Annotated in this window: 18 protein-coding genes; 9 read left to right on the top strand and 9 right to left on the bottom strand. The window is 64.3% G+C overall.

Annotation, left to right across the window (positions count from 1 at the left end):
• Window positions 1-49 precede the first annotated feature (49 nt).
• Both ybaL and J6525_RS23745 read left to right on the top strand, forming a co-directional pair.
• Window positions 50-1,771 (top strand): YbaL family putative K(+) efflux transporter, encoded by a 1,722-nt coding sequence (gene ybaL / locus J6525_RS23740; RefSeq protein ID WP_225646514.1) that lies wholly within the window; start codon window positions 50-52, stop codon window positions 1,769-1,771.
• Window positions 1,772-1,832: 61 nt separating this feature from the next.
• Window positions 1,833-2,066 carry a hypothetical protein gene (locus J6525_RS23745; protein ID WP_225646515.1) on the top strand — a complete coding sequence of 78 codons (234 nt, stop codon included), beginning with the start codon at window positions 1,833-1,835 and terminating at the stop codon, window positions 2,064-2,066.
• Between the two features lie 260 nt (window positions 2,067-2,326).
• Here J6525_RS23745 and J6525_RS23750 read toward each other — a convergent pair whose 3' ends face one another.
• The 5 genes from J6525_RS23750 to J6525_RS23770 form a co-directional block, all read right to left on the bottom strand.
• Window positions 2,327-2,551 (bottom strand): hypothetical protein, encoded by a 225-nt coding sequence (locus J6525_RS23750; protein ID WP_016843345.1) that lies wholly within the window; start codon window positions 2,549-2,551, stop codon window positions 2,327-2,329.
• Window positions 2,552-2,615: 64 nt separating this feature from the next.
• Complete coding sequence (locus J6525_RS23755) at window positions 2,616-2,891, bottom strand: chaperone modulator CbpM (protein ID WP_057019224.1); 276 nt, start codon at window positions 2,889-2,891, stop codon at window positions 2,616-2,618.
• On the bottom strand, window positions 2,888-3,790 hold the full coding sequence (locus J6525_RS23760; protein WP_212056530.1) for a DnaJ C-terminal domain-containing protein: 903 nt from the start codon (window positions 3,788-3,790) through the stop codon (window positions 2,888-2,890). The genes J6525_RS23755 and J6525_RS23760 overlap by 4 nt, the downstream gene beginning before the upstream one ends.
• A 125-nt stretch (window positions 3,791-3,915) precedes the next feature.
• Window positions 3,916-4,098, bottom strand: a complete 183-nt coding sequence (locus J6525_RS23765; protein WP_057019222.1) for a hypothetical protein — start codon at window positions 4,096-4,098, stop codon at window positions 3,916-3,918.
• An 83-nt stretch (window positions 4,099-4,181) separates the two neighbouring features.
• Complete coding sequence (locus J6525_RS23770) at window positions 4,182-5,594, bottom strand: YXWGXW repeat-containing protein (protein WP_225646516.1); 1,413 nt, start codon at window positions 5,592-5,594, stop codon at window positions 4,182-4,184.
• A 670-nt stretch (window positions 5,595-6,264) separates the two neighbouring features.
• On the opposite strand from J6525_RS23770, the gene clpB reads away from it, so the two are divergent.
• The 5 genes from clpB (at window position 6,265) to J6525_RS23795 (ending at window position 11,524) form a co-directional block, all read left to right on the top strand.
• Window positions 6,265-8,877 carry an ATP-dependent chaperone ClpB gene (gene clpB / locus J6525_RS23775; RefSeq protein ID WP_225646517.1) on the top strand — a complete coding sequence of 871 codons (2,613 nt, stop codon included), beginning with the start codon at window positions 6,265-6,267 and terminating at the stop codon, window positions 8,875-8,877.
• A 100-nt stretch (window positions 8,878-8,977) separates the two neighbouring features.
• On the top strand, window positions 8,978-9,232 hold the full coding sequence (locus J6525_RS23780) for a DUF2171 domain-containing protein (RefSeq protein WP_028334888.1): 255 nt from the start codon (window positions 8,978-8,980) through the stop codon (window positions 9,230-9,232).
• A gap of 148 nt (window positions 9,233-9,380) precedes the next feature.
• Window positions 9,381-10,442, top strand: a complete 1,062-nt coding sequence (locus J6525_RS23785; protein ID WP_225646518.1) for a Dyp-type peroxidase — start codon at window positions 9,381-9,383, stop codon at window positions 10,440-10,442.
• Window positions 10,435-11,250, top strand: a complete 816-nt coding sequence (locus J6525_RS23790) for a family 1 encapsulin nanocompartment shell protein (RefSeq protein WP_225646519.1) — start codon at window positions 10,435-10,437, stop codon at window positions 11,248-11,250. Before J6525_RS23785 ends, J6525_RS23790 begins: the two co-directional genes overlap by 8 nt.
• A gap of 82 nt (window positions 11,251-11,332) precedes the next feature.
• Entirely contained in the window at window positions 11,333-11,524 is a 192-nt protein-coding gene (locus J6525_RS23795) for a hypothetical protein (protein WP_057019217.1), read from the top strand.
• A 9-nt stretch (window positions 11,525-11,533) separates the two neighbouring features.
• On the opposite strand, the gene J6525_RS23800 is transcribed toward J6525_RS23795, so the two are convergent.
• Window positions 11,534-12,823, bottom strand: a complete 1,290-nt coding sequence (locus tag J6525_RS23800; RefSeq protein ID WP_225646520.1) for an MFS transporter — start codon at window positions 12,821-12,823, stop codon at window positions 11,534-11,536.
• A gap of 118 nt (window positions 12,824-12,941) precedes the next feature.
• Between J6525_RS23800 and J6525_RS23805 the strand changes: the two genes are divergently transcribed.
• A complete protein-coding gene (locus tag J6525_RS23805) occupies window positions 12,942-14,153 on the top strand; it encodes an amidohydrolase family protein (protein WP_225646521.1) in 1,212 nt (403 codons plus the stop codon).
• A 27-nt stretch (window positions 14,154-14,180) separates the two neighbouring features.
• Here the strand turns inward: J6525_RS23805 and J6525_RS23810 are convergent, their stop codons facing one another.
• From J6525_RS23810 to J6525_RS23820, 3 genes are all read right to left on the bottom strand, one after another.
• Window positions 14,181-15,206 (bottom strand): glycoside hydrolase family 5 protein, encoded by a 1,026-nt coding sequence (locus J6525_RS23810; protein WP_225646522.1) that lies wholly within the window; start codon window positions 15,204-15,206, stop codon window positions 14,181-14,183.
• On the bottom strand, window positions 15,203-16,492 hold the full coding sequence (locus J6525_RS23815; RefSeq protein ID WP_225646523.1) for an O-antigen ligase family protein: 1,290 nt from the start codon (window positions 16,490-16,492) through the stop codon (window positions 15,203-15,205). Before J6525_RS23815 ends, J6525_RS23810 begins: the two co-directional genes overlap by 4 nt.
• Window positions 16,493-16,567: 75 nt before the next feature.
• Window positions 16,568-17,422 (bottom strand): WecB/TagA/CpsF family glycosyltransferase, encoded by an 855-nt coding sequence (locus J6525_RS23820; protein WP_225646537.1) that lies wholly within the window; start codon window positions 17,420-17,422, stop codon window positions 16,568-16,570.
• 463 nt (window positions 17,423-17,885) lie between these two features.
• Between J6525_RS23820 and J6525_RS23825 the strand changes: the two genes are divergently transcribed.
• Window positions 17,886-19,016, top strand: a complete 1,131-nt coding sequence (locus tag J6525_RS23825) for a GNAT family N-acetyltransferase (RefSeq protein ID WP_225646524.1) — start codon at window positions 17,886-17,888, stop codon at window positions 19,014-19,016.
• The last annotated feature ends 19 nt before the right edge of the window (window positions 19,017-19,035 follow it).

The raw sequence follows: 19,035 nt of genomic DNA on the forward strand, positions 1-19,035 counted from the left end.
CCTCAAATGGTCGCGGTGCACCGCCAGGGATGCTGTGCGACAAGGCGAAATGCCGCATGACACACCTCTGATCGCGACCATCGTCGCGGGTCTCGGATTAGCTTTCGTCTTCGGAACCATCGCCCAGCGCTTTCGGGTTCCGCCACTGGTCGGTTATCTGCTCGCGGGCGTGGCCGTCGGTCCCTTCACACCCGGCTTCGTTGCCGATCAGGCGCTGGCAACCGAGCTCGCGGAGCTCGGTATCATTCTCCTGATGTTCGGCGTCGGCCTGCATTTCTCGCTGAACGATCTGTTGTCGGTGCGGGCGATCGCGGTGCCCGGCGCGATTGCGCAGATTGCGGTCGCCACGTTGATGGGCCTCGGCCTCGCGCTGTTGATGGGCTGGACCGTCGGCGCGGGTCTCGTGTTCGGCCTCGCGCTGTCGGTCGCAAGTACCGTCGTGCTGTTGCGCGCGCTGCAGGAGCGCCGCCTGATGGACACCGAACGCGGCAAGATCGCGGTCGGCTGGCTGATCGTCGAAGACCTCGCCATGGTGCTGGCGCTGGTGCTGTTCCCGGCGGTGGCGAGCTTGCAAGGCGGCGATGGCGCGGCGCTCACCTCCGACCCCCTCGCCGCCCGTTTCGGTCTCGGGCTCACCGGCGTGCTGGTGCTGACGCTGATCAAGATCGCCGTGTTCATCGCGCTGATGCTGGTGGTCGGGCGCCGGCTGATCCCGTGGGTCCTGCACTACATCGCGCATACCGGCTCGCGCGAGCTGTTCCGGCTGACCGTGCTCGCGATCGCGCTCTGCATCGCATTCGGCGCCACCAAGCTGTTCGGTGTCTCGCTGGCGCTCGGCGCCTTCTTCGCCGGAATGATGCTGCGGGAATCGCCGCTCAGCCAGCGCGCGGCCCAGGAAACACTGCCGCTGCGCGATGCGTTCGCGGTGCTGTTCTTCGTCTCCGTCGGCATGCTCTTCGACCCGATGAGCGTGGTCCGCGAGCCCTGGCCATTCGTCGCGACGCTGTTCGTCATCGTGGTCGGCAAGTCGATCGCAGCCCTTCTGATCGTCGTGCTGTTCCGTCATCCGATGGCAACCGCCCTGATGATCTCGGCGAGCCTCGCCCAGATCGGCGAATTCTCCTTCATCCTGGCCGAACTCGGCGTTGCGCTCAATCTGCTGCCGAAGGCCGGCCGCGACCTGATCCTGGCGGGCGCGATCTTCTCGATCATGCTCAACCCGCTGGTGTTCGCGGTGGTCGACTGGCTGACGTCGCGGCTCGAGAAGCCGCAGGCTTCCTCGCCAACTGCCGCAGCTTCTGAACCAATCCCGGTCACCGAATTGCAGGATCACACCATCCTGGTCGGCTACGGCCGGGTCGGCAGCATCGTCGGCGATGCGCTGCATCAACGCAGCGCGCCGTTCCTCGCGGTCGAGGCGTCCGACGACATGGTCGCCAAGCTCAAGGAGCGCGGCATCGAAGCCCTGATGGGCAACGCCGCGCGCGCCAGCGTGCTGCGCGCGACCAATCCGGCCGGCGCGCGATCGCTGGTCATCGCCATTCCCGAAGCCTTCGAGGCCGGCCAGATCGTCGAACAGGCGCGCGCCGCGAATACCGATATCCAGATCATCGCCCGTGCGCATTCCGACGCCGAGGTCGATCATCTCAAGGCACTAGGCGCCGACATCGTGATCATGGGCGAGCGCGAGATCGCCCGCGGCATGATCGAGGAGCTCGACAGGGCGCATCCGGCTGCTATGCGAACGGCCGAGCAAAATTCGGCAGCTTGAGATAGACTGCACCCATCGTACCGATGCGCGCCGCGCGTCACGCGATGAGGGAGATCGAGCGATGGCCTTCAAGAGCCCGAACGTATCGCTGGTGTCGTTCTCGGTCGAGATCGGCGCCGCGGACACGACAAACGTCATGCAGATCGAGACCGACTTGCATCTGAACACCCGTCATCCGAGCTATGACGCGGCCGCAGTGGAGCGGCTGGTGCGTGACGCACAAGCCTATCTCGCCGGCAATGCCGGCCAAGTCACCCGGATCCGGCTGGTCTCCACCCGCGGCGGCCAGACCTGAAGCCTCATTATTTGAGCTCTTTGTTTGAGCGTGATCTCCGCGCAAACGCTTTGCGTCTGTCGCGAGGGAAAACCGGCTTCCACTTTTTTGGATCATGCTCTAGTGTGCTGAATGCGAAGTTCGTGCGATTTCGCGGCAGTCACTTTCACGAACTTCGCATTCACAAAGCACACTAGAATCATAAGTTTGCTAGTGTCCTTATCGAATCCGAAGTTCGTTCCGAAGGTGCGGCAAATGATGCGAACTTCGGATTCGGGACACTAGCCGCCAAGGAATGCCGGCGCGAGATCCTCCTGCACGATGATGTTGGCGGCTTCCGTCGTCAGTTCGCTGCCGACCAGGTCAAGATTCTTGGCGGCCTCGAACAGCATCGACCGGACGTCGTCCGGCGTCAGCACGCCCTTCGCGATCAGCTTGCGCACCAGCGCCTGCAGGATAAGAACGTCGATCTCGCCATGCGCCAGCGGCGTCGGCTTGTCCGTCATGATCGTCTCCCAGGCTGATCCCAAGGCCGAGTCCCGAGGCTGAGGTTCATCGCAAGTGAGGCGCCTAGCGCGGTGGTGACGCCATGTCCTTGTGCAATTGTTCGAACGCGCGGCGCAGGCCGTGCAGCTGATCGACCAGATGAAGGATGACGTCGATGCCCTCGTCGTTGACGCCGAAGTCGCCCTTCAGGTCGCGGATCAGATGCGCGCGCGCCACGTCGGTGTCGGAGAAGCTGATCTCGCTGGCGGTCTCGTCCGGCACGAGCCATTGCTGCTCGATCCAGAACTCCAGGGTCTGCACCTCCAGACCCGCATCGATGAGGAACTGCTGCTTGTTCATGATGCACCATCCTCGCGCGGATCGAATGCCTTTCGATCCCAGTTCGACACAAACGCCTCGAGCTCGGGATCGGGTCCCTTGGGCAGGACCACCTTGAGCTTGACGAGCTCGTCGCCATGGCCTCCGCCGACGCGGGGCGCACCCTTGCCGCGCAACCGCATGGTCGTGCCGGTGTTCGATCCCTTCGGAACCGTCATGGTCACGGCACCGGTCGGCGTCGGAACGCGGACTTTTCCGCCGAGCACCGCCTCGGACAGCGAGATCGGCAGTTCCAGCGTAATGTCGTCACCCTCGCGGGTGAAGCGCGGGTCGGGGCGAACTTCCACCTCGATCAGCGCATCGCCGGGACCGCCCTTGCCGCTGCCGGGCATGCCCTTGCCGCGCAGACGAATGATCTGGCCATCGACGAGCCCCGGTGGGATCGTCACGTCGAGCGTACCACCGTCGGGAAGCGTCAGCCGCTTGCTCGCACCGGTGATCGATTCCGCGAAGTCGATCGCGAGAGCGTAATGCAGATCGCGGCCACGCCGGTTGGCGCGCGCCTGCTCGCTGCGCCGGAGCAATTCGGCGAAGGCGTCGTCCTGGTCCATGTAGTCGGCATAGCCGGAGCTGTCGGCATAGGGATGCCCCGCATCCGCGGTGGCGAAATCCCGGTAGTAGCGATGCTGCGGCCGCTCGGCGCCATCGGCATCGATCTCGCCGGCGTCGAAGCGCTTGCGCTTCTCGGCATCCGAGAGCAGATCGTTCGCAGCAGCGACTTCCTTGAATTTGTCTTCGGCCGCCTTGTCGCCCGGATTGAGATCCGGATGCAGCTTCTTCGCCAGCTTGCGATAGGCCTTTTGGATATCGGCCGCAGACGCCGTCGGGGCAACGCCAAGAACCTCGTACGGATTTCTCACAACCTGCTCCGCAACACCGTGAGTGCACCTGCAATCATGAGGGCGCAAAAGCAGGCGATTTGCAAGTGCGCAGGCGCGCCGCCCGGAAACGGTCAACGCAGCATGCGCTCACGTCACATGACAAGTTAGGATGTATGTCCGGGGTCCAGATAAGTGGGCATGTTCTTTTGCTGCTGCGGCGTCATCTTGGCGGTATCCGCCTTGCCGGGCACGCCCCTCGGACCGAGCAAAGCGCGCTGCATGTCGTCCTCGCTCAAGCGCGGCTTTCCATCGTCGAGCTGTCCATCGCCGCCATGACTCTGTGCCATGACCAACCTCCACTGATGATCGCTTGCACGGGCGGAACAATACCGCGCTCCGCCGGAACGAGCCAGCGGAGCGCGGACGTGCCCTAGTGTTGCTCCTGCCGCTTCTCCTCCGCGGGATGACCTGCCGCAGGCGCAGCATGCGGAGCGGCGTGCGGCTCCGGCCGTGCCGCCGGCTGGGGATGGGCGGCCTGCGGCTGCGGATGCGGCTCTGGGCGCGCCATCGTCTCCGGGTGCGCTTGCGGCTTTGCTGCTGGCTCCGGTCGCGCTTCGGGCCTCGCTGGCTCGGGCCGCGCGACGGGCTTCGCGGCAGGCTCGGGACGCGGCTCTTCCTTGCGCACCTCTTCGGGCCGCTTCTCCTGCACGGCAGGCCGCGCCGCTTCTGCAGGATGCGGCTCAAGCTTCGGCTCGGCGGCAGGCGCTGCGCGCTTCTCTTCGACCGCGGGCCTGTTCGCTTCGGCGGGCGGATGCGCCGCAACGCCCTTCTCGGGAACCGGAAGCGCGTGGGATCCGGCAGGCGCCGGCGCAGCAGGATGCGGCTCGGCCTTTGTCTCGGGAGCAGGTGCCGCGCGCCTCTCCTCGGCCGCGGGCTTGTTCGCCTCGGCGGGCGGATGCGCCGCCGGAAGCTCCTTTCCCGGGACCGGGAGCGCATGGGAAGCAGCCGGCGCTGTTGCGGGTGCGGGTGCAACTCCCGGGTGCCCCGGCTCCCCGGCCGCCGGCCGTGCGGCGTTGGCAGGCACCGCCTCGCCGGCCGGCCGCGCGCGAACCACGCCCGGTCCCTTCAATTCGCCGGGACGCGCCGTTGCGGCGACTGCGGGCACGCCATTGTTGGTCCGCTTGAACAGGCTCGGATCCTGGCTTGCGGTCTCGACCTGCTTGCGTTGCAACGGCGTCGCCGCGAAGTGCTGCTCCTTGGCGACCGCGCGCTCGGCCGGCGTCGGCCGCACCTCGATGCCGCCGCGGCCGCCATTGTAGCTGACGTTGTTGACGGTGGTCTGATTGATCGTGACGTTCTTCTCGTAGACGTTGGTGATCCGCGCACCCTGCAGATTGTTCACGGTGCGATTGTAGAAGAAGTTGCCGTGATCCCAGCGGCCGCCTTCATAGCCCGACCCGCCGTAGCCGAAGCCGTAATTGATGCCACCGTAGAAGCCGACGCGATCACCCCAGTAGCCCTGATGGAAAATGAAGCCGCCGCCGAACGCGCCCCAATAACCAGGTGTCCACAGCAGCCCGACCCGCGGCGGCTGCACCCACGTGCCCGGCACCCAGTAGTAATCGCCGCGATCCTCGTCCCACGACCAATTGCCCGGCGACCACATATAGCCGGGACCGGGCACCGGCGGCTGATCGTAGGTCGGCAACGGCGGCGGCGCGGTCTCGACGGCAGAGACCGGCGCGCATGCCGCATCCTGCGCGATTGCGGGCACCGCGGTCGCATAGAACAGCGCCGTGGCAATCGCCGCACACGACACGGTCGAAAGGAGACGAGTTGTCATTGGGAGCCTCTTCGATGAGCACGTTCAACGTGAGACGGAACAAAAGTTCCGTGCGTCGGCAATGCACCGACACACTTCATCGCTAGCGCCTTGACCTTACACCAGCCTGAAACGCATCGACGCAAGCGGAAACGCGCTCATCCGGCTATTCATGGTCGGTTCAGAGTGCGCCGTGATGCAACGTTGCGCGATGCAGTGGAACATCGCGCGTTGCTTCTCTGCATCATCGATGCGAGCGACGCGAAACGGGACGTGATCGATTCCGATAGCGTGTCCCGATCATGACTTGGGCCTTTGTACGATCACAGCGGTCCATGCTCATCCAACACTCGCTTCGCGAGCCCGGCGATCCATCGAACCGTAATCAGCGCGATGCGTGCACCCGGCTTACCCGCGCGGCCGTAGCAGTGCCCCCGGATGAGTGCCAGCGACGAACATCAGCCCTCGCAACGGCTTAACCGCAGCGTCCCAGCGAGCGCGCTGCGCGATTGACACTCCCCTGAAAGGACCACACGATGCGAGATGCGGCAGCCTTTGGCCCGCGGTTTTTCCGCCGGCGCAATTGCACGGGGCTGTTGCATGATGGATGTCATCGTTCCGCCATCTGTCGCCGACGGAACTGCGTGGCATAATGGATCTCGACGAGCCTGCCTTGCCTTGAGGTGCCACGATGAACGTAGAAAAATATACCGATCGCGTTCGCGGCTTCATTCAGTCGGCGCAATCGCTCGCGATGCGTGAGGGGCATCAGCAGTTCTCGACGCTGCACATCCTGAAGGTGCTGCTCGACGACAATGAGGGCCTCGCGGCCGGCCTGATCGACCGCGCCGGCGGCAACTCGCGCGCGATCCTCAAGGCGACCGAGGACGCGCTGGCGAAGGTACCGAAGGTCAGCGGCGCCGGCTCGGGACAGATTTACCTGGCGCCCGAGACCGCGCGCGCCTTCGCCGCGGCGGAACAGGCCGCTGACAAGGCCGGCGACAGCTTTGTCTCGGTCGAACGCCTGCTGCAGGCGCTCGCAGCCGACAAGGACAACGAGGCCGGCAAGCTGCTCGCCAAGGGCGGCGTCAATCCGCAGAACCTGAATGCGGCCATCAACGCGCTGCGCAAGGGCCGCACCGCCGACAGCGCATCGGCCGAGAACGCCTATGACGCGCTGAAGAAATATGCCCGCGACCTCACCCAGGCCGCGCGCGACGGCAAGCTCGACCCGGTGATCGGCCGCGACGAGGAGATCCGCCGCACCATCCAGGTGCTGTCGCGGCGGACCAAGAACAATCCCGTCCTGATCGGCGAGCCCGGTGTCGGCAAGACCGCGATCGTCGAGGGCCTCGCGCTACGCATCGTCAATGGCGACGTGCCGGAAAGCCTGCAGGACAAGGCGCTGCTCGGGCTCGATCTCGGCGCGCTGATCGCCGGCGCAAAATATCGCGGCGAGTTCGAGGAGCGGCTCAAGGCGGTGCTGCAGGAGGTGACCTCGGCCGAGGGTGGCATCATCCTGTTCATCGACGAGATGCACACGCTGATCGGCGCCGGCAAGGGCGACGGCGCGATGGACGCATCCAACCTGTTGAAGCCCGCGCTCGCCCGCGGCGAGCTGCATTGCATCGGCGCCACCACGCTCGACGAGTACCGCAAGCATGTCGAGAAGGATGCAGCGCTGGCGCGGCGCTTCCAGCCGGTGTTCGTCTCCGAGCCGACGGTCGAGGACACCATCTCGATCCTGCGCGGCTTGAAGGACAAATACGAGCAACATCACGGCGTGCGCATCGCGGATTCGGCGCTGGTTGCAGCCGCGACGCTGTCGAACCGCTACATCACCGACCGCTTCCTGCCCGACAAGGCCATCGACCTGATGGACGAAGCGGCCGCCCGGCTGAAGATGCAGGTCGATTCCAAGCCGGAAGAACTCGACTCGCTCGACCGCGAGATCATCCGGCTCAAGATCGAGCAGGAGGCGCTGAAGAAGGAGACCGATCTCGGCTCCAGGAGCCGCCTGCAGACGCTCGAGAAGGATCTCACCGACCTGGAAAAGAAATCGGCGGATATGACTTCGAAATGGCGGTCGGAAAAGAGCAAGCTCTCCGATGCGCAGAAGATGAAGGGCGAACTCGAACAGTTGCGTACCGAGCTCGCCAACGCGCAGCGCAAGGGAGAATTCCAGAAGGCGGGCGAGCTCGCCTATGGCCGCATTCCCGAGCTCGAGAAGAAGCTCGCGGCGGTCGAGGCCAGCGAGACCGCGTCCGCGAGCGAAACCGTGACTGCCGACAATATCGCGCAGGTGGTGTCGCGCTGGACCGGCGTGCCGGTCGACAAGATGCTCGAGGGCGAGAAGGACAAGCTGCTGCGCATGGAGGAGATGCTCGGCAAGCGCGTCGTCGGCCAGGCCGAGGCGGTCCGCGCGGTGTCGACCGCGGTGCGCCGCGCCCGCGCCGGCCTGCAGGACCCCAACCGGCCGATCGGCTCGTTCATGTTCTTAGGTCCCACGGGCGTCGGCAAGACCGAGCTTGCGAAGGCGCTTGCCGAATATCTGTTCGATGACGAGACCGCGATGATCCGCCTCGACATGTCCGAATACATGGAAAAGCATTCGGTCTCGCGGCTGATCGGCGCGCCGCCCGGCTATGTCGGCTATGATGAGGGCGGTGCCCTGACCGAAGCGGTGCGGCGGCGGCCTTATCAGGTGGTGCTGTTCGACGAGATCGAGAAGGCGCATCCCGACGTCTTCAACGTACTACTGCAGGTACTCGACGACGGCCGCCTGACCGACGGCCAGGGCCGCACCGTCGATTTCCGCAACACGCTGATCATCATGACCTCGAACATCGGCGCCGAATATCTGGTCAACCAGCCAGAAGGTCAGAGCACGAGCGCGGTGCGCGAACAGGTGATGAACATGGTACGGGCGCACTTCCGGCCCGAATTCCTCAACCGGATCGACGAGATCATCCTGTTTCACCGGCTGCAGAAGAGCGACATGGGCCGCATCGTCGAGATCCAGTTCTCGCGGCTGCGCAAGCTGCTCGAGGATCGTAAGATCGAGCTGGAGCTCGACCCGAAGGCGCGGGACTGGCTCGCCGAGAAGGGTTGGGATCCAGCTTACGGCGCCCGCCCGCTGAAGCGGGTGATCCAGCGCAGCGTACAGGATCCGCTGGCGGAGATGATCCTTTCCGGCGACGTGCGCGACGGCTCAGAGGTGAAGCTCTCGGCCACCAGGGCCGGCCTCACCTTCAACGGTAAGAAGCCGGAAAACGCAGCGGCGGACGAATTCGAACCGGTGTGAGACAGGCCGGATTGCCCACGACGCGCTGTCATCGCCGCGTCGTCTGCCGGCATCATATGCAAGCCAAATATACAAGCTGACCTGCAACCAGGAGAGCGCCATGACGCAGCACAAGATCAAGGACAACATGGAGGTCATCGGCGCCGATGGGGTGCATGTCGGCACCGTCGATCACGTCGAGGGCAACCGGATCAAGCTCAAGAAGAGCGACAGCGACGGCTTTCACAAGGGCCATCACCACTTCATCGAACTCGGCTTCGTGGCGGGTGTCGAAGGCTCCAAGGTTCGGCTCTCGGCCAACGCCGCGATTGCGGTGACCCTCGAGGAAGAGAAGTCCGGCAAGCCCGTCGATTGAGGCAGGCACGTCTGCAAAAGCGTGAGCCATTCGAGCCCTTGTAAAGGTTCCACTTGCATGCTCCTCTGCCGCTGTCTGGACGCCGATCCGGCGTCCAGCGCCTGCCTTTTGTCCTCGTGGAAGTGCCGTTTTAGTCAAGGAGACATGCGTGCCATCAGCCGTTCCGCAACCGGTCGCTGCGAAGCTGACGCGCGCGGCCATCTTCCTTGCGGTCACGATCAAGCCCAATCCGGAATATGACGCGGTGGTGCGGTCGCTGTGCGCCGACCTGGGCGCGCTGCTGCGTGCCGTGGGCTTCCGCGATCTCGAGGGCCGGCTGTCATGCGTCATGGGCATCGGCTCCGACGCATGGGACCGGCTGTTCGGCGCGCCGAAGCCGAAAGGCCTGCATCCGTTCCGCGAGATCAACGGCGTCCACCACGCCGTCGCAACGCCGGGCGACCTGCTGTTTCACATCCGCGCCGTGCCGATGGATCTGTGCTTCGAGCTGGCGACCCAGATCATGACGCGGCTCGGGGATGCGGTTGCGACCTCCGACGAGGTGCACGGCTTCAAATATTTCGACGAACGCGACCTGCTCGGCTTCGTCGACGGCACGGAGAATCCGGAGGACCAGGCGGCCACCGACGCCACCATCATCGGCGACGAGGACACGGCGTTCGCCGGCGGCAGCTATGTGATCGTGCAAAAATACCTGCACGATCTGAAGAAGTGGAACGAGCTGCCGGTCGAGATGCAGGAAAAGATCATCGGCCGCACCAAGCTGTCCGACATCGAGCTCGACGATGCGGTGAAGCCAAGCTACGCGCACAACGCGCTGACCACGATCGTCGAGAATGGCGAGGAGCTCGATATCGTCCGCGACAACATGCCGTTCGGCAATATCAGCAAGGGCGAGTTCGGCACCTATTTCATCGGCTATGCCAAGTCCCCGCAGCGGATCGAGCAGATGCTCGAGAACATGTTCGTCGGCAAGCCGCCGGGCAATTACGACCGCCTGCTCGACTTCAGCCGCGCCGTCACCGGCATGCTGTTCTTCGTCCCGTCGGCGACCTTCCTGGAGGATGTCGCGAGCGAGGCACCGGCAGCTTCGCCCGCCAAGCCGTCGCTGGACGACGCCGGGGCCGACGACACAGCTACACCAGGAATATCGCCGTCCGACGGCTCGCTCGGGATCGGCTCACTGAAAGGAGAGGCTGGACATGAATAATCTTCATCGGGGACTCGCTCCCATCTCGGACGCGGCATGGGCCCAGATCGAAGAGGAGGCCTCGCGCACGTTGAAGCGCCATCTGGCGGCGCGCCGTGTCGTCGACGTCGACGGTCCGAAGGGAACGGATTTCTCCGCGGTCGGCACCGGTCATCTCAAGAAGATTGCGGCGCCGGGCGACGGGGTCGAGGCGACGCAGCGCGACGTCCGCGCGCTGGTCGAGCTGCGCGTGCCGTTCGAGCTCTCGCGCCAGGCGATCGACGATGTCGAGCGCGGCGCGAATGATTCCGACTGGGATCCGCTCAAGCAGGCCGCGCGCAAGATTGCCTTCGCCGAGGATCGCGCGGTGTTCGACGGCTACGCGGCCGCCGGCATTGAGGGCATCCGTCAGGGCACCAGCAACCCGGTGCTGACGCTGCCATCGAGCGTCAAGAACTATCCCGCCGTGGTCGCGCAGGCGGTCAGCCAGCTGCGGCTTGCCGGCGTCAACGGTCCCTATACGCTGCTGCTCGGCACCGAGCCCTATACCGCGATCGGCGGGGCGACCGACGACGGCTATCCGGTGCTGCAGCACATCCAGCGCCTGATCGACGGCAAGATCATCTGGGCGCCCGCGATCGAGGGCGGCGTCCTGCTCACCACCCGCGGCGGCGATTTCCAGCTCTCGATCGGCCAGGATCTTTCGATCGGCTATCTCAGCCACTCGGCGAAATCGGTTCAGCTGTATTTCCAGGAGACCATCACCTTCCTGATGCTGACGAGCGAAGCGTCGGTGGTGCTTGCGCCGGAGGCGAAGAAACCCGCCTAGTCTTGCCGGCGTTGACCTATCCGGGAAGTCTCCGGCCGTTGCCGGAGCTTCCGCCAAACGTGAAACGGAGAGGAGGCGCGCAATGGACTACGATCTCTACATCAATCCGAAGAAGGCATCGGTCGGTCTCTACGTCCGCAAGGGCGCCGGCCTTCCCGACCTTGCCGACGCCAAGGACTGGGTGTTCGACGGCACCTCGGCGCAGGCCAATCTGCCGCCGCAGCTCGTGAAGGAAATCGAGGCCAACGGCCACGCCTTTCGCGACATGGATTGAGCGCGGGCGCTATTTCTCGCCGACCTTCACCGGGGCGGTCTCGGGCATCAGGCTCATCGCCACGATCCCGACCGCCGCCGCGAGCAGAAGATACCAGGACGGCGCCAGCGGATCCCCTGACACGTGCAGCAGCCACGTGACCACGAGTTGCGCGGTGCCGCCGAACGTCGCGATGGCGACCGCGTAGATCGTGGCGAATACGCCGCCGCGAATGCTCTGCGGCAGCGCTTCGGTGAAGGCGGCATAGAACGCCGTGAACGGCAGCGATCCGATGAACGACAGGATGCCGAAGCCGAACAGCAGCGACCACGCACCGGGGTCCTGGACGATCCACAGGAAGGCCGGATAGGTCAGCACCAGCACGACCAGCTGCGGCCAGATCATGATCGGCTTGCGTCCGAGCCGGTCGGCAAGCCAGCCGCCCAGCACCGCGCCGATGATCTGCAGTCCGTTGCTGACCAGCGATACCGTGAACGCCAGCGACGGCGACACATGCAGCGTATTCTTGGCGTAGGTCGTCATGTATTGCGTCACATAGGTCGAGATCGTGCCGCTGGCCAGGATCATCACCGCCAGCATGATGACGCGAAGATGCCGCCGCGCCAGCGCCACATGGCTCGAGCGTTCGATCTGCCCGGCGACGTGCTCGCCGTGCGAGACCGTTTCCGGCAGCGTGCGGCGCATCCAGATGCCGAACGGCAGGCAGACGGCGCCGAGCAGGAACGCGATGCGCCATCCATAGGCCTGCAGCATGTCGGGCGCCATCGCGCTGCTCAGGATGACACCGACAAGCGCGCCCACCGTCGCCGCGATCTCCTGGCTGGCGGGCTGCCAGGCGACCACGAGGCCGCGGTTCCTCGGTGCAGCGATCTCGATCAGATAGGCCGTGGTCGGCCCGACTTCGCCGCCGAGTGCGAACCCCTGCACCATCCGCGCCAGGATCACGATGATCGGCGCCACAATGCCGATCGCGGCATAGGACGGCGTCAGCGCGATGGTCAGGATCGCGCCGCCCATCAGCGCGAAACTCAGCAGCATCGCCGGCCGCCGTCCGACCCGGTCGGAGAAGATGCCGAGCACGATGCCGCCGATCGGCCGCGTCAGGAAACCGGCGCCGAAGGTCGCAAGCGACAGCATGAGGCTGCCGTATTCGCTGTGCGCGGGGAAGAAGGTGCGGCCGATCTCGGTCGCAAAGAAGCTGTAGGTGATGAAGTCGTAGAACTCCAGCATGTTGCCGATGGTCGCGGCAAAGGCTGCGCGCTTGACATCGAACTGTTCCCTGCTCGCAATCTCCGGCAACGCTCTCGGTTCCTTGTCTGCTTGTCCGAGCGGAGTATTATTCCTCCAACCATGTTAGGCAAGGCATGGAGAGCCGCGCGATCTGCATGCGACGCAAGCGACAAGAGGAACAGATCCGATGCCAGCCGACAAACTCTTCATCAATGCCAGGTTCGGTGACGGCGCCAGCCGCGATATGCTGGTCCGTGGCGGCCGCATCGTTGCGATCGAGGCGAACGGCGAACGCCCGAGCGGGGTCGAGATCGTCGATCTCCGCAATGCGCTGGTCGTGCCCGGCTTCGTCGAAGGCCACATCCATCTCGACACCAGTTTTTACGGCGATACCTGGCGGCCGCACCGTCCCAGCACCAACGGCTTCGACGTCCATGAGCGGGTGGCGTTTCAGGCCGAGAACCTTGCCGCCGCCGCGCCGATGGACGTGCGCGCACGGAACCAGCTCGACCTCTGCATCGGCCATGGCACGACGCAGATGCGCAGCCACGTCATGGTCGACGGCTCGGTGGGGCTGAAGTCGCTGGAGACCATCCTCGGGGTTCGCGAGGAATACACGGATTTGATCGATATCCAGCTCGTGGCGTTTCCGCAGAACGGGATCCTTACCAGCCCCGGCACGCCGCAACTGCTCGACGAGGCCGTCAAGCTCGGCGCCAACGCCGTCGGCGGGCTCGATCCGGCAAGCTTCGACCGGGATGTCGAGGGCCATCTCGACGTCGTGTTCGGCGTCGCGCAAAAGCACGGCGTCGATGTCGATATCCATCTTCATGACGGCGGCATGCTCGGTGCCTTCGAGGTCGAGCAGATCGCGGCGCGCACGCGCGCGCTCGACATGGCGGGCCGCGTCACCGTCAGCCACGCTTATGGGCTCGGCGACATTCCCGCCGATGCGCTGAAGAAGACCGCCGACAGTCTGGCGCGCTCGGGCGTGGCGATCATGACGAATGCGCCGGGCAGCCGGCCGTTCCCGCCGGTCGCGCTGTTGCGGAAAGCCGGCGTCACGGTGTTCAGCGGCAACGACAACATCCGCGACTCCTGGTGGCCCTATGGCGACGGCGACATGCTGGGCCGTGCCATGATGATCGGATACCGCTCGGGCTTCTACACCGATGAGGAGCTCGCGATCGCGTTCGACATGATCACCGCGGCCGGCGCCAAGGCGCTCAGGCTCGAGGACTACGGCCTGCATGTGGGGGCCAAGGCCGATTTCGTGACCTTGAACGCCGTGCATATCCAGGAGGCCGTGGTGGCGCGGCCGTCCGGGCGTTCAGTCTACAAGGGTGGCGTGCTCGTTGCGCGGGACAATCGCGTCGTCAAGGCCGCCAGCCGATCCTGAATCGGACGCTGCGCCCAATCGAACGGCTTAGCGGACCGGAGGGATGATCGCGCGGAGGATATCCGCCTTCCAGCGTTGCCGGGCGCCGTCGAATGCCGCAAAATCGTGGTCGAACTGCCAGTAGGCCCACGCCCAGCCATTTCGTTCCGCGCGTCGCGCCATGAACGACAGATACGTCGCGCGGCTCTCCGCGGGAGCACGTTCATAGACACCGAACTCGCCAAGATAGATCGGGCGCTGTTCCTTCTCGGACCAGGAGCGGATCTTGTCGAAATCGGCCGAGGCCCTGGCTTCGTCTTCCGCAGAGCCCCAGCGCAACGGACCGATCTTCGAGAAGGTCGGCGACCACGGCGCGCCCTGATGGGTGAATTGCAGCGGCAAGTAATAGTGGAATGTGACGATGAGGTTTCGGTCGCCGGCCGGCAGCACCAGCTGATCGATCGGCAGCTCCTCGGTGTTCAGGATCGCGACCACGACATTGCGCTTCGGGTTGGTATCCCGGATGATGGCAAGACAATCGCCGAGCAGCGCATTCCATTCGGCCGAGGTCATGTTGCCGCCGGGCTCGTTCAGGATCTCGAACACCAGCGCCGGGTATTTCCCCGCATAACGCGATGCGATCTGGCGCCAGAATGCCTTGAGCTTCACGCCGCATTCCGCCACGTCGCGCTGGCAGAGATCGGTGTCGTGCTCATCGAGGATCGGAACGAGCCTATTCGCCTGCACCTGCTCGATCACGGCATCGAGGCGCCGCAGGACGGCATCATCGAGGATGTTGCCGGAATCCATATGCCTGAAGCCGAAGAAGTTGATCCGGACATGGGAAAAGCCGGCCCTGCGAATCGCAGCGAGGTTTTCCAGGCGGAACGGCGCGTTCCGGTAGCCTTCCCAGATGCCGTCATAGCCGAGGATATTGATGCCGCGCCCCAATGCCGCGGCGACCGGCGATGCCCCCTGCCCCGCAGCGTTCGCCGGCGCGATCAGCGGGAGAGCAAGTGCCGCCGCCGCCAGCATGACGAAGGCTCTTTGCAGAAGCAATCGGAACGCGGTCATGGCTGCTCCAACTCGCGCGGCTCTACGCGCGATGACGGCACCGGCCGGCAAATGGCGAGGAAGAAGGCGATCAGCAGCACCGACGTGAACATCGTCGAACGAAGGAAGACCGTCTCGGTGAAATTGGTCTGGCAGTTGAGGAAGACGAACCCGATGATCAACGCGCAGTGCAGGCGGTCGATCGCCCGCCCTGCGATCAGGCAGAGCACCTTGTAGGAAAACAGGAAGACGCTCGCCGTGAACAGGAAATAGCCCAGGAATCCGGTCTCGACGAGAATGGCGATATAGCCGTTGTGATAATTGTCGAGGACCCAGCCGTGGTTCTGGTTGAAATAGTCGTAGATCGCCGGATTGGTCCAGAAACCGTTGATGCCGAATCCGAACAGCGGCGCGTCATCGAAATGGCTGATGGCGTACTGCCAGATGAAGGTTCGCTCGGTGAAGTCGATCGTCGTGTCGAAGGCATGAATCGAATCGTATCCGGTCGTGTAGAAATACAGGATCAATAGCGCTGCCGCGACGCACATGACACATGGCAGGATCGCGTAGACCTGCATGCATCGGACCGACCACAGGGAGGTGAGCAGCAGCGCGCAGGCAACCAGCGACAGGGCGCCGGCGCCGCGCGACTCCGAAAGCATGACGCAGGTGGATGCCAGCACGAACGTCACGAGGAACGGCAGCCATCCTTGACCCGCTATCTTTCGATAGCAGGCGAAGAACATGAGATAGGCGCCGGCGAAGCCGAGGGTTTGCTTCGACTCGAAGACACCCTGCCACTGCCCCTTGTGCATCCAGGTCTGATCGATCCCGATGTCCGGCAGGATCACAACACAGAGCGCAGAGGCCGCGATCAGCACGAACAGGCCGCGGGTGGCCGATGTCACGATGTCGTCGATATCGACGCGAGTGATCATGCAGAACGCGCCAAGCGTCGTGATTGCGAGCGCCGCGGCCTTCATCAGGGCCGCCACGCCGAGGTTGGTCCACAGCACAGAAACAGTGGCGAACGCATAGAACGCGACGATCACGAGCGTGTCGAGATTGAGGGCCAGCCGCAGGCAGGGACGGATGAACAGGCTTGCGTAAATCAGGACGCCCCACATCAACAGGGCGACGGCTTGCTGTACCAGGGTCAATTCAGTCGGAAGCAGCGCCGCGTGAAAGGTCCCCATCGACATGATCACATTGATGGTGATCGACCAACCGACGACGGTCCTGGCGAAATTCTCCGCCCCGACGCCGGGTGCCTGCCAGATCGAACTGTCGATCGCACGTCCGTCCATTCGGTTGTACCCCGCTCATGGAATGAGCTTGCTGCTCCGGTGGATCGGAGCAGCACATTGCACTCGCGAGAGGCGTCAGTCTTTCGTTGAGGAGGATCGGGTGCGGTTGAACAGCAGATAGAGCGCGTGCGGATTGGTCGTCAGGTAGCGCCAGAACAGCCGCCGCGGCTCGAGCCACAGGCGCCAGGCCCATTCGAGGCCGACGATCTGCATCCATCTCGGCGCACGCAGCCGCGAGCCGGACAGGAAGTTGAACAGCCCGCCCGAGGTCTTGATGACGCCGACATTGCCGAGCCGAGGCATGAATTCGTCGACGAAAGCCTGCTCATAGGGCACGCCGAGCGCGACCCAGAGAAAATCCGGCGCCAGGGCATTGATCTCGTCCACCTTAGCCCGCAGCGCGTCGCCGCGCAGATAGCCGTGCGAATGGCCGACGATCTTGAGTGCCGGATAGGCCCGGCGGACATTGGCGATGGCAGCCTTGTTCTCGGCCTCGTTGGCGCCGAACAGATAGAAAGTCAGCCCGAGCTCTTCCGCCTTGCGCGCGACGTCGTGAAACAGATCCGTGGTCGCGACGCGCTCGGGAAGCGGATTCGGCGATCGAAGCTTGGACACCATGACCAGCGGTTGCCCGTCGGCGTTGATCAGGTCGGCGGTACGGAACAGCCGGTCCGTCATCGGCTCGGTCGAGCAGCGCGAAAGCACCTCGCCGTTGGCGGAGGTCAGATACAGCGGACGATTGGCGCGCCGGTTCGGATGCACCGCCTCGACCATGAACTCGGCGGTCTGCTCGCGATCGAGCACGGCGAGCCGCAGCCCACCGATGGTCGCCCGGGGGACACCGGCCGTCGCAGCCCTGCCGACAGGATTGATACGCCGCTCCGGCGCGCCGTGTGGCAATGATCCGATCTGCGCCGGCGCCGAGGACATCCGCTCGGCCCGCGACGTGTCGCAAATCCGGACAGGCGGAGCAGCCATGTCCGAATTGAGACGCCGAGGCGGCTTGCGGTCGGCCTGTGGGGACGAAATTGCGTAGGAAGCGCGGGTTTTTTGGCTGTGACTCAGCATTTCGGCGGGACTCCAGGACTTGCGAGCCCTTAACTGCAATATCCGGTCCAGACCGGGTGCGATATCTCACCACGGCGCGATTGAACGCATCCTTAAGGGATTGTTAACGATGCTGATCCCTCGGACGCGGCCACGTTGAGATGACAGCCGATCGCAGTCGATGCGATGAAGCCAATGGCTCGACCCAGCAACAATGTGCAAAGGTCGACGCATTGCATTAATACAAATCGTATTCTGCCGCTGCCCGAGCCGATCGACCTTTGCTATAAGGGCCGCGGGCCGGATTGAGTCGGCGCTTTGAAACTGTCGTTTTGTTTGGTCTCACATGAACAAGAATGATGACGCGTTCGATGTCAGCATCGACGACGCATTCGACTTCCTGTCTGAAGAGTACGTGAAGTTATTTGAAGGCTCGGACGCGACCGCCTTCCAGCATCCGATATGGCTGGACAGCCTTTATCGCAAGCTCGCTCCCGCTGCGTCGGCCAAACCGCTGGTCGTCGCCGTCCGCCATCGTGCGAACAAGTCGCTTGCGGCCGTGCTGCCGATGCTGCGCGTGCGGCGCGGCCCGATGCGCACCATCGAATTCGCCGATCTCCGCGTGTCCGACTATCTGTCGCCGGTGTGCAGCATCGCGACATTCACCGACCTGCTGCAAGACCAGCGTGCCTGCGAAAGGCTCCGACAGTTGCTGCGGCCGTTCGACCTGCTGCGCATCCCCAAACTGCTCGATGCGAGGATGCCGATCGAGAATCTGCTCGGAGCGCCCCACCGCAGCCTGATGGATACCAATGCTTACGCGACGGTCCTCGTTGCGCCGTTCGAGCAGTGGCAGATCAATGCAATGGGAAAGTCGTACCAGAAGGAGCTGGCAAAGAAATGGCGCCAGATCCACAAGAAGGGCACGCTCACCTTCTCATGCTGCGACGATAGCGCCTCCGTCGGCGAAGCCATGGAGACGATGAGAAAGTTTCGCGGTCCGCGGTTTCACGACCAGGGTGATGGCGACCTGTTGCAGCGACCGGAGTATTTCGATTTCTACTCGAGCGTGGCGCTTCGCGGCATGGGCTCGTTTACCCGGCTCTACGCCATGAAGATGGACGGCAAAGTCATCGCGGCGGCCCTTGGGCTGGTTCACCGTGACAGCCTCCTTGTCGTCATGACGGCGTTCGATGTCGAGGGGTACAAGAGCCAATCGATCGGCGCGCTGACATTCGAGAGCGTCGCCAAGGATTGCATCGAGCGCGGCGGTCGGGTGCTGGACTTCACCATCGGTGACGAACCCTACAAGACGTACTTCGGCGGTCAGCCGACCCCGATGTCGGCCGTGACGCGGGCCGGGAGCGCGGCCGGCTCGCTCGCGCTGTTTGCCTTGAAGCAGGCGCCCTGGATCAAGCAGGCCGCCAAGCGTGTGACCGATTTCAGGCCGGTCCGCACCTCGACCGGCACGCGCTAGCGCCGCCCGGCGCTGGCAG

The organism is Bradyrhizobium australafricanum (assembly GCF_020329495.1).
In the GTDB taxonomy this organism is placed as follows: Bacteria; Pseudomonadota; Alphaproteobacteria; order Rhizobiales; family Xanthobacteraceae; genus Bradyrhizobium; species Bradyrhizobium australafricanum.

Coding starts and splice junctions, on each gene's coding strand:
- J6525_RS23765 (WP_057019222.1), bottom strand. CDS start 4,098: ATGGCACAGAGTCATGGCGGCGATGGACAGCTCGACGATGGAAAGCCG.
- J6525_RS23795 (WP_057019217.1), top strand. CDS start 11,333: ATGGACTACGATCTCTACATCAATCCGAAGAAGGCATCGGTCGGTCTC.
- J6525_RS23815 (WP_225646523.1), bottom strand. CDS start 16,492: ATGGACGGACGTGCGATCGACAGTTCGATCTGGCAGGCACCCGGCGTC.
- J6525_RS23820 (WP_225646537.1), bottom strand. CDS start 17,422: ATGTCCTCGGCGCCGGCGCAGATCGGATCATTGCCACACGGCGCGCCG.
- ybaL (WP_225646514.1), top strand. CDS start 50: ATGCCGCATGACACACCTCTGATCGCGACCATCGTCGCGGGTCTCGGA.
- J6525_RS23810 (WP_225646522.1), bottom strand. CDS start 15,206: ATGACCGCGTTCCGATTGCTTCTGCAAAGAGCCTTCGTCATGCTGGCG.
- J6525_RS23745 (WP_225646515.1), top strand. CDS start 1,833: ATGGCCTTCAAGAGCCCGAACGTATCGCTGGTGTCGTTCTCGGTCGAG.
- clpB (WP_225646517.1), top strand. CDS start 6,265: ATGAACGTAGAAAAATATACCGATCGCGTTCGCGGCTTCATTCAGTCG.
- J6525_RS23790 (WP_225646519.1), top strand. CDS start 10,435: ATGAATAATCTTCATCGGGGACTCGCTCCCATCTCGGACGCGGCATGG.
- J6525_RS23825 (WP_225646524.1), top strand. CDS start 17,886: ATGAACAAGAATGATGACGCGTTCGATGTCAGCATCGACGACGCATTC.
- J6525_RS23770 (WP_225646516.1), bottom strand. CDS start 5,594: ATGACAACTCGTCTCCTTTCGACCGTGTCGTGTGCGGCGATTGCCACG.
- J6525_RS23780 (WP_028334888.1), top strand. CDS start 8,978: ATGACGCAGCACAAGATCAAGGACAACATGGAGGTCATCGGCGCCGAT.
- J6525_RS23750 (WP_016843345.1), bottom strand. CDS start 2,551: ATGACGGACAAGCCGACGCCGCTGGCGCATGGCGAGATCGACGTTCTT.
- J6525_RS23805 (WP_225646521.1), top strand. CDS start 12,942: ATGCCAGCCGACAAACTCTTCATCAATGCCAGGTTCGGTGACGGCGCC.
- J6525_RS23755 (WP_057019224.1), bottom strand. CDS start 2,891: ATGAACAAGCAGCAGTTCCTCATCGATGCGGGTCTGGAGGTGCAGACC.